Below are 13,390 nucleotides of genomic sequence, written 5' to 3'. Positions count from 1 at the left end.
CACAGGTTTTTAAAACCTGTGAGGTCTAAATCAAAAATAAAAAACAAAAACTATGGCAACAACTTTCGAAACAAGATATGCTTCAAGTCCGCAAGCAGTAAAAAAATACGACACACAAGAATTAAGAGATGAATTTTTAATTCCAGATTTAATGCAACCAGGAAGCATCAAATGGGTTTATACGCATTATGATAGATATATGGCTGGTGGAGTAGTACCAACTTCAGAAGCATTAACTTTAGAAACCATAGATCCTTTAAAAGCTGAATACTTTTTAGAAAGAAGAGAAGTTGGTGTTATCAATGCAGGAGGAACAGGAACTATTATTGCTGATGGTGAAGAATTTAAAATGTTACATAAAGATGCATTGTATCTTGGTAAAGGTGTAAAAGAGGTTGTTTTTAAAAGTGAGGATGCTAACAATCCTGCAAAATTCTATATGAATTCTGCACCTGCACATACTGCTTATCCAACAAAACAAGTTACTAAAGCAGAAGCAAACAAAATAGAATTAGGTAGTTTAGAAACTGCAAATCATAGAACTGTAAACCAAATGATTATTGGTGGAATTGTAACAACTTGCCAATTACAAATGGGAATGACAGAATTAAAAACAGGTTCTGTTTGGAATACCATGCCAGCTCACGTCCACGATAGAAGAATGGAGATCTATTATTATATGGATATTATGGATGAGCAAGCAGTTTGTCATTTTATGGGAGAACCTCAAGAAACACGTCATATTTGGATGCAAAATCATGAAGCTGTTATTTCTCCACCTTGGTCTATTCACTCAGGTTCTGGTACGTCAAACTACACATTTATTTGGGGTATGGCTGGTGAAAACCTAGACTACAATGATATGGATGTTGCAAAAATCACCGAATTAAGATAAAATTATGTCACAAACATTATTTGATATTACAGGTAAAGTAGCCTTGGTAACTGGTTCTACACATGGTTTAGGAATGTCTATGGCTATGGGATTAGGAAAAGCAGGTGCTACTATTGTAGTGAATGGAAATTCATCACAAGAAAAAATTGACAAAGCAGTTGAATTGTACAAAGCAGCAGGAATTAATGCTGTGGGTTATAAATTTAATGTTGCTGATGAAGCTCAAGTGATGGAAAGCATCAACAAAATTGAAACTGAAGTAGGTAGTATCGATATTTTAGTCAACAACGCAGGAATCATCAAAAGAACGCCATTGGCAGAAATGGAAGTTGAAGATTTTAAACAAGTTATTGATATCGATTTGGTAAGTCCTTTTATCGTCTCTAAACACGTTATCAAAGGAATGATGGAGCGTAAAGCAGGGAAAATCATCAACATTTGTTCTATGATGAGCGAATTAGGTAGAAATACAGTTGGAGCTTACGCAGCCGCTAAAGGTGGTTTGGTAATGCTAACTAAAAATATGGCTACAGAATGGGCTCGTTTTGGAGTACAAGTCAACGGAATTGGACCTGGGTATTTTGCAACTTCGCAAACGGCTCCAATTAGAGTTGATGGACATCCTTTTAATGATTTTATCGTGAACAGAACACCTGCAAAAAAATGGGGAGACCCAAATGATTTAGCAGGAGCAGCAGTATTTTTATCCTCTAAAGCAAGTGATTTTGTAAATGGACATATTTTATATGTTGATGGAGGAATCTTAGCGACTATTGGGAAACCTTCTAATGAAGAATAAATACAAAATCTTTCAGGTTTTTAAAAACCTGAAAGATTTGTTTAAATAATTAAAAAATGAAAAAAATAATCTTCTTTTTACTATCTGTTTCTCTTTTAATCAATTGTGATAAAAAAGCTGAAATCGTTTTAACAGTAACAGTAAAAAATACTTTAAATATTGATAGAGAGTTTGAAACTGTTGAAGTAGATATTTCTGAAATAGCAGCAGAAAAACAAGCTGATGTAGTAGTTTTAGATACTGATAATAAAGTTGTTACTTCTCAAATTGTAGATGCAGATTTAGATGGTAAAAATGATGTGATTTTATTTCAACCATCAATTAAAGCAAACGCTACAAAAACATATACATTATCAATTTCTGATAAAAAGCAAGACTCAGTAATTAATTACTGCTATTCACGTTTTGTACCAGAAAGAACAGATGATTATACTTGGGAAAACAATAGAGTTGCTTTTAGAACTTTTGGTCCAGTAGCCCAAAAAATGGTAGAAGATGGTGTGAAAGGAGGAACCTTGTCTAGCGGAATAGATGCTTGGTTAAAACGTGTTGAATATCCAATTATCAACACTTGGTACAAAAGAAACGATGTTAAAAAAGGAGCATATCATAAAGATTATGGAGAGGGTTTAGATAATTTTCACGTAGGTGTTAGTAGAGGTATTGGAGGTACTGCTGTTAAAGTAGATACATCGTACTATTTTTCTAAAAATTTCACTTCTTACAAAACCATTACCACAGGTCCGTTAAGAACCAGTTTTGTGTTAACTTATGCAACTTGGGATGCTAATGGTAAACAAATCGATGAAACCAAACACATCTCTTTAGATTATGGTCAAAACTTATCTCGTTTTGAAATTGATGTTAAAGGAACAGAAACCATTTCATCAGGAATTACATTACACAAGAAAAAAGGGGTTACCAATCAAAATGATGCTAACTTTTGGGTAAGTCATTGGGAAACCTTAGACGATTCTGAAGTAGGAACAGGAATTGTAACTACAAAACCCTATTTTTCAGGTTCAGAAAAATATGTTACATCTAGAAAAGACGAAAGCAATCACTTTTTACATTTAAATGTAGTTGATGGAAAAGTAATTTTTTATAGTGGCTTTGGATGGAAAAAAAGCAAACAGTTTGCAACTCAACAAGAATGGGAAAATTATTTGTCAGAATTCTCAAAAAAAATAAATTCTCCATTAATAGTAACCAAAAACTAATCAACCTTAAACAATGAAGAAGCAACACTTTTTTCAATCCATATTTGTTTTAACTATTTTGTTATTCTTTTCTGGTTGTCAATCAAACATTTCAGTATCAACTTTACGCTTAGGACATTCTTTAGACACGCAACACCCAGTGCATAAGGCAATGGTTATTTTTGGTGAAGAGTTAGAAAAACAGTCACAAGGAAAACTCAAAGTAAACATTTATCCAAGTGGTCAATTAGGTGGAGAAAGAGAATGTTTAGAATTATTGCAAATTGGTAGTTTAGATATTACTAAAGTTTCTGCAGCAGTTTTAGAAAACTTTATACCAGAATATAAAGTATTTAGTGTGCCTTATATGTTTAGAGATAAAGCACATACATTTAGCGTTTTTGATAGTGAAATTGGTGAAAGTTTATTGTTAAAGGGAGAAAAATTTAGACTTCGTGGGTTGACATTTTATGATGCAGGAAGTAGAAGTTTTTATATGAAAGAAGCACCTATAAAATCGCCAGCAGATTTAAAAGGAAAAAAAATTAGAGTACAAAAAAGTAATATGGCTGTGGCTATGGTGAATGATTTGGGAGGTTCTCCAACACCCATTTCTTGGGGAGAATTATATACAGCTTTACAACAAGGAGTTGTGGATGGCGCAGAAAATAATCCACCAAGCTTTTATACCTCAAAACACTATGAGGTTTGTAAGTTTTATTCTTTAGATGAGCATACAGCTGTACCAGATGTTTTATTAATAGGTACAGATACTTGGAGCCGTTTAAATAATCAACAGAAAGATTGGGTAAGAAAAGCGGTTAAAGTAAGTACTATTGCACAAAGAAAATTATGGGCAGATTCAGAAAAAGCATCTTTAGAAGCAGTAAAAAAAGCAGGTGTACAAGTTGTTTATCCTGATAAAAAACCTTTTGAAGAACAAACTAAAGGAATTTTAGAAATGTTTGATGGAAATGAAGAAATGAAAACACTTATTACTTCTATAAAAAATAAACAATAATGAGAGCAAAAATAGATAGCGTTTTAGAAAAATTAGTGCTTTTTATATTAGTGCTGATGTTAGTTAGTGTCGTTTGGCAAGTCTTTTCGAGATTTGTATTAAGAGCACCAAGTACCATTACTGATGAAATTTCTAGTTTCTCATTAATTTGGGTGGGTTTGTTAGGAGCAGCCTATGCAGCAGGTAAAAATTTGCATTTGGCAATTGATTTAATTCCTGAGGATGTTGTTAAAAAAAGACAAGGTTTGTTTAACGGAATTGTATTTATATCGATAGCCGTTTTTGCATTAACAGTAATGATTATTGGTGGATTTAGACTGGTGCAATTAAGTTTTCAGTTTGGCCAAACATCAGCAACCTTAGAAATCCCTTTAGGATTTATTTATATGGTAGTTCCAATTTCTGGAGTTTTAATTTGCTACTATAGTATCGATACATTAATCAATTTAAGAAAATTAAATAAAGCATAATTATGAATTTAGTAGAAGTCCTTATTTTAGTTATTAGCTTTTTGGTTTTCTTATCATTAAGAGTACCTATAGCGTTTGCAATTGGTTTAGCTGCGTTATTTACATTATTAAGTGCTATGCCATTTTTACCATCGGTAACTACATTGGCGCAAAGAATGGCAACTTCTTTAGATAGTTTTACACTCTCTGCAATCCCGTTTTTTATCTTAGCAGGTCAAATTATGAACAGAGGAGGAATTGCAGTTCGGCTCATCAATTTTGCCAAAGCCATAGTTGGACCACTTCCTGGTGGTTTGGCTTTTGTAAACATTATTTCTTGTATGTTATTTGGAGCTATTTCTGGTTCTGCAGTAGCAGCAGCATCAGCCATTGGTGGGTTTATGAATCCGATGATGGAAAAAGATGGGTATGACAAATCGTTTAGCGCAGCTGTAAATATTACCAGTGCAACAACAGGTTTAATTATTCCACCTAGTAACGTGTTAATTGTATATTCTTTAGCAAGTGGTGGAGTTTCTATTGCAGCCTTATTTATTGCAGGTTATGTTCCAGGTTTATTAATTGGTTTAGCTTTAATGATTGTAGCTTTAATCTACTCAATCATTAAAAAATATCCAACAGACAAGTTAGTAGGTTTTAAAGAGTTTTTTAAAAGATTTGTTGATGCTTTTCCAAGTTTAATGTTATTAGTTGTAGTAATTGGAGGGATTGTAGCTGGAATTTTTACAGCCACAGAAGCTTCAGCAATTGCAGTAATTTACACGTTAGTTTTAGGTTTTGTATATAAAGAAATTACCTTTAAAGATATTTCTCCAATATTGTTAGAAACCATTAAAACCTCAGCAATTGTTTTGTTGTTAGTTTCAACATCTATTGCAATGTCTTGGGTAATGAGTTACGAAAATATTCCACAAGAAATTAGCAATACTTTATTAGCTATTAGCGATAATCCCATTGTAATTTTAATCATCATCAACTTAATTCTATTGTTTGTGGGTGTTTTTATGGATATGACTCCTGCAGTTTTAATCTTTACACCTATCTTTTTACCAATTGTTACAGAATTGGGTATGGATCCAATTCACTTTGGAATTATCATGATTATGAACTTATGTATTGGCTTATGTACACCACCAGTTGGTTCTGTGCTCTTTGTAGGTTGTAGTGTAGCAAATCTAAAAATACAGCAAGTAATTAGGCCACTATTACCACTCTTTTTAGTGATGATAGGTGTGCTTTTGTTAATTACGTATTTTCCAGATTTAACACTTTGGTTACCAAGAGTTTTTGATTTGATTTAAGAAGTTTAGCTCAAATAATTAAGTTGTAAATACGTCTAATATCTTCATAACTTCAACACCATCTTTAATTGAACATGGGTTTGTTGCTTTTTCTAAAAAGTAGTTTACAGTTTGTTCAATTAAAGGTTGTTGTACATGTGCAGGGTTTTCAAAAGAAAACACTTCTTTTTTATCGGTAGTATTTAAAAACACTTTTTCACCGTAAAAAGAAAAAGTAATTGTGCCTTTTTCACCGTAGATTTTACATTCATCTTTTACCTCTTTTTCTGAGGCAATAAAATTCCAAATTCCTCTAAATTGTACTCCGTTTTCGAATTCAATAATTCCATTTACAATATCTGCAACTTTCTTGTTTTGGGTTGAGGTTGCATAACCTTCAGCTTTTTCGATTTTACCAAAATAATGATACATCAAATCTATTTGATGAGGTGCAATATCATGAAAATAACCACCACCAGATGTTTCTGGTTGTAATCTCCAATTGTCATCTGTTTTAGCAATTACATTGTTAGTGGTTGATTGTAAAATTGTAATATCAGCAAAATGTACTTTACCAATAGTATCAGCATCTAACAATTCTTTTACTTTTTGAAAAGCAGGTAAGTTTCTTCTGTAATGCGCAACAACAATTTTATCATTTTTATTTACCAAGGCTTCCAGTTCTAATGCTTCATCAGCATCTATTGTCATAGGTTTTTCTAAATACACAAATTTGTCAGCTGCTAAACATTGTTTTGCTATTTCTAAATGTGTAGAGGGTGGAGTTGCAATATACAGCGCATTTATTTCTGGATGATTGATAATAGCATCAACAGTATCATAAAAAAAAGGCACATTGTGTCTTTTAGCAAAATCTTGAGCTTTTTCGCCATTTCTTCTCATCACAGCTACCAATTCAGAATTCGCTACTTTTTGAAAAGCAGGTCCACTTTTTACTTCTGCAACATCACCACAACCTATAATTCCCCATTTAATCGTATTCATATGTATTATTTAAAGTTGAAATAGTTTTTTGCATTATGATAACAAATATTGCTAACAATTTTACCTAAAAAAGTTTCATCAGCAGGTAATTCTCCATTTTCAACATCAGTACCAATTACATTACATAAAATTCTTCTAAAATATTCGTGTCTTGGAAAAGATAAAAAACTTCTAGAATCTGTTAACATTCCTACAAAACAAGACAACAAACCTAAATTAGATAAGGCATTTATTTGTTTTTCCATGCCATCTTTTTGGTCTAAAAACCACCAAGCAGCACCATATTGCATTTTCCCTTTAATAGTACCATCATTAAAATTTCCAACCATAGTTGCAAAAACTTCACTATCTGCTGGATTTAAATTATATACGATTGTTTTTGCCAATTGATTTGTGCTATCTAATTTATTTAAAACACCACTTAATGCACGAGCTTGAGAAAAATCACCTATAGAATCAAAACCAGTATCTGGACCCAGTTCATCTAGTAATCTTTTGTTATTATTTCTAATTGCACCTAAGTGAAACTGCTGTGTCCAGCCAATTTTGTGGTACATTTTACAAAGTTCAATTACTGTTTTAAATTTAAAGAAATTAACTTCTTCTAAAGTTAAAGCTTGATTGTCTTTTACTTTGTTAAAGAGGGTTTGTATATCATAAATGTCACTTTCAAAAAACGACAACTGCTCAAAACCATGATCAGATAATCTACCTCCATTATTATTAAAGAAGTTAATCCTACTTTCTAAAGCCTTTAATAAATCATCATAATTATGTATGTTAACCTTCGATACTTTTTCAAGTTTAGTTAAATATTCATTATAAGTTTTGGTGTTTTCAACAGCAAAAGAATTATCAGGTCTAAAAGTAGGGAATGCCTGAACTTTTGAAGCATCTTTTTGAATAGCAATATGATATTCTAAAGAATCTGCAGGATCATCTGTAGTACACAAACTTTCTACATTTTGCAATTTTAATAATCCGTTTGCAGAGTGCGATTTTTGTTGTAAGATTTTTGACGTCTTTTCGTAAATTTCCTCAGCATTCTGAGGAGTCAAAATTTCATCAATATCAAAATAAGCCTTTAGCTCTAAAGCAGTCCAGTGAAATAGAGGGTTCTTAATGGTATAAGGCACTACTTCTGCCCATTTTAAGAATTTTTCTTTATCAGTAGCATTACCAGTAATGTATTTTTCATCAATTCCAAATGCACGCATTGCACGCCATTTGTAGTGGTCTCCATACAACCAAACTTGGGTGATGTTTTCAAATTGAGTATCTTCAGCTATCTGTTGTGGAGATAGGTGATTATGATAATCAATAATTGGTAATGACTTTGCAAAATTATGATATAATGATTTTGCAAAATTGCTTTGAAGTAAAAAATCTTCTTTGAGAAATGAATTCATTTTGTGTTTATTTTACACGTTGATTAAACAAATTAAATTATAGGATACAAATATAAGATCTCTTTAACTACAATACAGAGAAAGAGTTAAATTAATATTTAATATAAATAAGGTAAAATAATATAGATTTCAGTATAGTACAGGATACACAAAGTATTAAAGTTTTGTAAAATTGTATATTGATTTTTAACAGTGTTTTAACAAATGCACTTAATCGACCAATTAATTTATTTTAAATCGAATTTAAAAATGAAAAAAACTATTAAAAAACGAAATCCTTCATTGAGATTAGCGTTTATTATTGTTCTTGTGCTCTCGGGCTTTACAAATTTTAATGTATTAGCTCAAGAGAAACTATCTGGTACTGTTACCGACAAAGATGGTAATCTTTTGCCAGGGGTTAGTATTTTACAAAAAGGAACTAGAAACGGAACAAGTTCAGATTTCGACGGTAATTACAAAATTACGTTAAAAACAGGAGAAAAAACATTAGTGTTTTCGTATCTGGGTTTTAAAACGTTAGAGATTCCAGTAAAAGGCAGGAAGGTAATTAATGTGTCTTTAAGTGAATCATCAGAAACCTTAGATGAAATTGTTGTCATAGGTTATGGAACACAGAAGAAAGCGAGTGTTGTTGGTGCAATTTCTCAAATAAAAGGAGCGGAACTACAAGAAGCAAACCTGGGTGTAACCAATGTTCAAGAAGCATTACAAGGTGCTTTACCTGGTGTTGTTGCTATACAAGGTAGTGGTGTTCCAGGAAGAAATGACATGCAGTTATTTGTTCGTGGTCAGTCTTCTTGGAATGGTAATGGACAGCCCTTAATACTAGTAGATGGTGTTCCTAGGGATATTGATAATATCGATTTTAACGACATCGAAAATATTTCAGTTTTAAAAGATGCTTCTGCGACAGCTGTTTATGGTGTACAGGGTGCAGATGGAGTTGTATTACTTACCACCAAAAGGGGTAAAACAGGAAAAGCTCAATTATCACTTACCGCTAATACAACAATGAGAACAGTTTCTAGGTTGCCAGGAAAATTAGATGCTTTCGATGCGATTACGCAATCAAATAGGGCTGTTTTAAGAGAGTTAGCTTATGATGAGGCTTTGTGGAATAATTATCGCCCACAAGAAATTGTAAACTTGCATCGTTTTCCTAGAAATGAGCAAGACGCACTAGTATATCCTAATGTAAATTGGGAAGATGCAATAACAAAAGATTATGCAGTAGATTATCGTATAAATTTATCTGTAAGAGGTGGTGGAGATAATTCTAAATATTTTGGTAGTTTGGCATATCAAAAAGTATCTGATATTTTTGACGGAGCTAGGTATGATAATGGTAAAGGATATGAAAGTGAGTTTGCTTACGATAGATTTAACTTTAGAAGTAATCTCGATTTTAATATTACAGAAACAACACAATTTTCAGTAAATCTTGGTGGTTTTCTAGGAATACAAAAATCTCCTGGAAACTTAAATCTAATTACAAATAGTATTTATGAACTTGCTCCAAATATTTACTCACCAGTTTTTCCTGATGGTTATTTTGGTAGAGATCAAACAGATATTTTTGCAAATTCGAATCCTATTGTACAATTAACAAACACGGGGTTTACAACTACTAGAACATTTAATATAACAACAGATTTTATATTAAGGCAGAATTTAGACTTTATAACAAAAGGCTTGTCTTTTAAAGGTGCCTTTTCGTTTGATAATCAGTCAGTAAGTAATCAAAGTCTAAGGGATCCAGGAGGAGATGGTCAGGAAAATGTAAGGTATCGTATTTTTGATGAATTTTTTAATGAAATTATAGAATCTCCAAACGGAACAAACGATTTTGCGTATGTTCCTACCCCTTGGACTTATGGTTCTGCTGACATTCCTAACAGTAGGATACGTCGAAACATAACCTACGATCTTTCTTTAAATTATAGCAGAACTTTTGATGAGAAGCATGATGTAAGTGTATTAGCTCTTTTTAGACGTCAGCAAAGAGCTACTGGTAGTCAGTTCCCTGTACTTAGAGAGGATTGGGTTGGTAGAGTACAGTATTCTTTCGACGATAGGTATTTGCTTGATGTAAGTGGTGCTTATAATGGTTCAGAAAAGTATGGGCCAGATTTCCGTTTCGATCTTTTCCCTGCAGTAGGAGCTGGTTGGATTGTTTCCAATGAGGATTTTATGAGTGATGTGAAATGGTTAAACAAGCTAAAATTTAGAGGTTCTTATGGTCAAATAGGTAGTGATAATGGAGGAGCTAGATTTGCATACCAGCAACTATGGGGTACATCTCCAGGAGCATACATACAATCCGGTCAAGGTCAATCAAGACAAAGGTCGCCATATCAGTTTTTTCAACAATTAAGTATTGGGAATCCAAATTTACAATGGGAAACTTCAGAAAAGTATGATTTTGCAGTTGAAATGGGTGTATTGAATAATAAGATTACTGGAGAGTTTTCGTATTTCAGAGAAAATCGAAGTAATATATTAATTCCTGGTAGTCAAAGAGCTGTTCCAGATTTGATTGGAGCTACACCTCCACCATTTAATAGGGGTAAAACTGAAGTAAGAGGTTATGAAATTGTTATAGGAGTTAACCATACGTTTGACAATGGTTTAAATTTAAATGCTAGGTTTAATTTTAACCAAGCAATAAATAAAGTTATTGATAGGGAAGATCCGGCATTAGCACCTGATTATTTAAAAGCAGCAGGGTTTCCAATACAGCAACCTAGATCTGGTATACCAGACGCTATACTAACTAATTGGGATGATATTTATAGTTCTACGCCAAGAGTAAATGGTCAGGAATTTACACGTGCTGGCTATTATAATGTAAATGATTATGATGGAGATGGAGTATATAATGGTAATTTTGATAACGTACCATATGGCTATGGTAATCAACCACAAAGATTTTGGACTGCTAATTTAGGTGCAAGATATAAAGCTTGGAGTATTTCTGCTCAGCTTTATGGAAGTCAAAATGCATCAAGAACCTACACTAGTAGAACGTTTTCTAATCAATCGGATACTTTCTTCGTTCACGAGTTAGATTATTGGACTAAAGATAATCCTACTGCAACAAGAACTTTACCTGGATATGGAGTAGGCCAAGGAACCACAGATCCTAGAAGAAGTTTATTTGATGCATCTGTAGTTAGATTAAGAAGTGTTGCACTTAGTTATCAGGTTCCTAAAAGTGCGTGTAAAAAATTAGGGGTTAGTTCATTAAAGTTATTTGCTAATGGTAATAATCTTTTTTTATGGACAGATTTACCTGATGATAGAGAGTTTAATAGTAGTTTAACTGCAGATTCTCGTTTTAGAGGAGATTACCCTACTCTTGTCACGTATAATTTTGGTTTCAATTTAAATTTTTAAACAGAATAATTATGAAATTTTTTAAAATAAAAATATTTTTCGTTTTTGGATTGTTGTTTTTGTCTTCCTGTGAGGAATATTTAGACATTGCACCGCAAGCTGTATTAACTGAAGAAGAAGTTTTTTCAAGTTTTGATGGAACACAGGGCTTTGTAGAAGAAATGTATGCTTTAATGGTTAATCCTGGTACTCAGAATCATACTTTTAGTGAGCATCTTTTGGGAGATGAGATTTTTGAAAATGCAAGCTTTAAATTCTCTGCTAGAGTAGATCGAGGAGAACTTGATAATTGGATAAATAATACACTAAGTTTTTTAGGTAGAGGCACAAGGTTTGGTAGTAATCGACCTTTTGGAGATACCAGTAATAATAACGGTAGAGCACAACCAAAAGTATGGCTCGGTAGTTTATCTGGCATCCGTAAGGCTAACATAGTTATAAAAAATGAAGACTTAATGGTTGGTCTTAGTCAAGAGGAAAAAAATGTTGCTCTTGGTCAGGCCTACTTTTTTAGAGCTTATTTCCATAACCAAATAATGAAGTATTGGGGGCGTTTTCCTTATATCAACGAAGTTTTAGAAGGTGTTATTGAGATACCTCGTCCAGCAACCTATAAAGAGGTAGCACTTCTAGCAGATGAAGACTACAAAAAAGCTATACAATTATTGCCTGACAATTGGGATAATGAACCTTATGGACAGCTAACTATTGGAAATAATGCGAACAGATTAACAAAAAGTATTGCCTATGCTTATAAAGGAAAAAATTTATTATTAGCAGCAAGCCCTTTAATGTTTTTTAATAACGCACCAGGAATTGACCCATACACCTACGATAAAGAACTTGCGGCCATGGCTGTTGATGATTTTGCTGAAGTTTTAAAATTAGATGGTTCTACGTATAGTTTTGCACAAAATATGGAAGATTACACTAAAGTGTTGTGGAATACACCACAAAATACTATGCCAGGATTAGTTCCAGAAGCTAGAGAATTTATATTTACTGCTAATGGAGCTTCAAACCCATTTCAATCTAACAGTTTTATGTCTCATGGTATTCCTAGAGATATTGCAGGAGGGGGTACACAATGTGCCAGTGTAACACATAGTTTTATAAACAATAACTTTGGTATGGCAAATGGGTTGTCAATAGAAGATGATTTAAGTGGCGTTTACGGACCACCAACTTATAACCCGCTTAGACCATTTGATAATCGTGATCCTCGTTATTACGAATGGATTTTTTCAGACAGAGATGTTATTGGAACAAGAGCAAGTATTCCTGCAGTGCATAGATCACTTGCTATGTATTTTACTGACAATGCAGGAAATCCTGGTCAGCATCGTAGACAAAATAATTCTAAAACGGGTTATCTTTATAAGAAATTTTATCCAAAAAATGATAATGGAGAGTATCATACTAACGTAGGTAATAGAATTTTAGGTCAATATAGAGGAATGTTATTGTCTATGAGATTAACCGATGTGTACTTAATGTATGCTGAAGCGCTTCATGTTTCTAGAGGGGCAACTTCTGCGCCAAATTCTTTCAATTTAACTGCAGAACAAGTTATTAATAAAATTAGGACTAGAGCTGGTATACCAAATATTAATCCTGCAATTGTTGCAGATAGTAAAAAATTTATGGATGAGCTAAGACGAGAAAGAGCTGTAGAATTGTCTTTTGAATCGCATAGATGGCTTGATATTCGTCGTTGGGGAGTAGCTCACTTACCTAAGTATAAAAGGAAAACAGAACTAAGATATGATAAAGATTGGACATTTTTTGAAGAAGTTTTACTTACAGAAAGAGTCTGCGAATATCCTAAACATTATTGGCTGCCATTTCAAGTCAACCAAACACAATTTTATGAAGGATTTCCACAAAACCCAGGTTGGTAGGTAGTTTAAATA

The 13,390-nt window shown here is 32.9% G+C and carries 10 protein-coding genes; 8 read left to right on the top strand and 2 right to left on the bottom strand.

The features are described 5' to 3' along the window. Positions 1–52: 52 nt before the first annotated feature. Genes kduI through FP421_RS14615 form a run of 6 tightly spaced genes read left to right on the top strand, consistent with a single transcriptional unit; the run spans position 53 to position 5,685 of the window. A complete protein-coding gene (kduI, locus tag FP421_RS14640) occupies positions 53–895 on the top strand; it encodes a 5-dehydro-4-deoxy-D-glucuronate isomerase (protein WP_159951894.1) in 843 nt (280 codons plus the stop codon). Positions 896–899: 4 nt separating this feature from the next. Continuing rightward, positions 900–1,694, top strand: coding sequence for a gluconate 5-dehydrogenase (locus FP421_RS14635; protein WP_159951892.1), 795 nt, complete (start codon positions 900–902; stop codon positions 1,692–1,694). A gap of 56 nt (positions 1,695–1,750) precedes the next feature. Then, positions 1,751–2,914 (top strand): DUF4861 family protein, encoded by a 1,164-nt coding sequence (locus tag FP421_RS14630; protein ID WP_159951890.1) that lies wholly within the window; start codon positions 1,751–1,753, stop codon positions 2,912–2,914. A gap of 13 nt (positions 2,915–2,927) precedes the next feature. Further along, positions 2,928–3,914, top strand: a complete 987-nt coding sequence (locus tag FP421_RS14625) for a TRAP transporter substrate-binding protein (RefSeq protein ID WP_159951888.1) — start codon at positions 2,928–2,930, stop codon at positions 3,912–3,914. Beyond that, the gene (locus FP421_RS14620) at positions 3,914–4,384 is read left to right on the top strand and encodes a TRAP transporter small permease (protein WP_236548135.1); all 471 of its coding nucleotides are present in this window, start codon (positions 3,914–3,916) and stop codon (positions 4,382–4,384) included. The genes FP421_RS14625 and FP421_RS14620 overlap by 1 nt, the downstream gene beginning before the upstream one ends. A gap of 2 nt (positions 4,385–4,386) precedes the next feature. Beyond that, positions 4,387–5,685 carry a TRAP transporter large permease gene (locus tag FP421_RS14615; protein ID WP_159951886.1) on the top strand — a complete coding sequence of 433 codons (1,299 nt, stop codon included), beginning with the start codon at positions 4,387–4,389 and terminating at the stop codon, positions 5,683–5,685. Between the two features lie 18 nt (positions 5,686–5,703). Here FP421_RS14615 and FP421_RS14610 read toward each other — a convergent pair whose 3' ends face one another. Both FP421_RS14610 and uxaC read right to left on the bottom strand, forming a co-directional pair. After that, complete coding sequence (locus FP421_RS14610) at positions 5,704–6,669, bottom strand: Gfo/Idh/MocA family protein (protein WP_159951884.1); 966 nt, start codon at positions 6,667–6,669, stop codon at positions 5,704–5,706. Positions 6,670–6,674: 5 nt separating this feature from the next. Further along, a complete protein-coding gene (uxaC, locus tag FP421_RS14605; protein ID WP_159951882.1) occupies positions 6,675–8,078 on the bottom strand; it encodes a glucuronate isomerase in 1,404 nt (467 codons plus the stop codon). A gap of 249 nt (positions 8,079–8,327) precedes the next feature. Between uxaC and FP421_RS14600 the strand changes: the two genes are divergently transcribed. Further along, entirely contained in the window at positions 8,328–11,477 is a 3,150-nt protein-coding gene (locus tag FP421_RS14600; RefSeq protein ID WP_159951880.1) for a SusC/RagA family TonB-linked outer membrane protein, read from the top strand. An 11-nt stretch (positions 11,478–11,488) separates the two neighbouring features. Further along, a complete protein-coding gene (locus FP421_RS14595) occupies positions 11,489–13,378 on the top strand; it encodes a RagB/SusD family nutrient uptake outer membrane protein (RefSeq protein WP_159951878.1) in 1,890 nt (629 codons plus the stop codon). The last annotated feature ends 12 nt before the right edge of the window (positions 13,379–13,390 follow it).

Source organism: Polaribacter septentrionalilitoris (genome assembly GCF_009832745.1).
Lineage (GTDB): Bacteria > Bacteroidota > Bacteroidia > Flavobacteriales > Flavobacteriaceae > Polaribacter > Polaribacter septentrionalilitoris.
This window is presented reverse-complemented; position numbering and strand designations above follow the sequence as displayed.

Bases quoted from the DNA above. Each gene is read 5' to 3' on its own strand.
- kduI (WP_159951894.1), top strand. From the start codon at position 53: ATGGCAACAACTTTCGAAACAAGATATGCTTCAAGTCCGCAAGCAGTA.
- FP421_RS14635 (WP_159951892.1), top strand. From the start codon at position 900: ATGTCACAAACATTATTTGATATTACAGGTAAAGTAGCCTTGGTAACT.
- FP421_RS14630 (WP_159951890.1), top strand. From the start codon at position 1,751: ATGAAAAAAATAATCTTCTTTTTACTATCTGTTTCTCTTTTAATCAAT.
- FP421_RS14625 (WP_159951888.1), top strand. From the start codon at position 2,928: ATGAAGAAGCAACACTTTTTTCAATCCATATTTGTTTTAACTATTTTG.
- FP421_RS14620 (WP_236548135.1), top strand. From the start codon at position 3,914: ATGAGAGCAAAAATAGATAGCGTTTTAGAAAAATTAGTGCTTTTTATA.
- FP421_RS14615 (WP_159951886.1), top strand. From the start codon at position 4,387: ATGAATTTAGTAGAAGTCCTTATTTTAGTTATTAGCTTTTTGGTTTTC.
- FP421_RS14610 (WP_159951884.1), bottom strand. From the start codon at position 6,669: ATGAATACGATTAAATGGGGAATTATAGGTTGTGGTGATGTTGCAGAA.
- uxaC (WP_159951882.1), bottom strand. From the start codon at position 8,078: ATGAATTCATTTCTCAAAGAAGATTTTTTACTTCAAAGCAATTTTGCA.
- FP421_RS14600 (WP_159951880.1), top strand. From the start codon at position 8,328: ATGAAAAAAACTATTAAAAAACGAAATCCTTCATTGAGATTAGCGTTT.
- FP421_RS14595 (WP_159951878.1), top strand. From the start codon at position 11,489: ATGAAATTTTTTAAAATAAAAATATTTTTCGTTTTTGGATTGTTGTTT.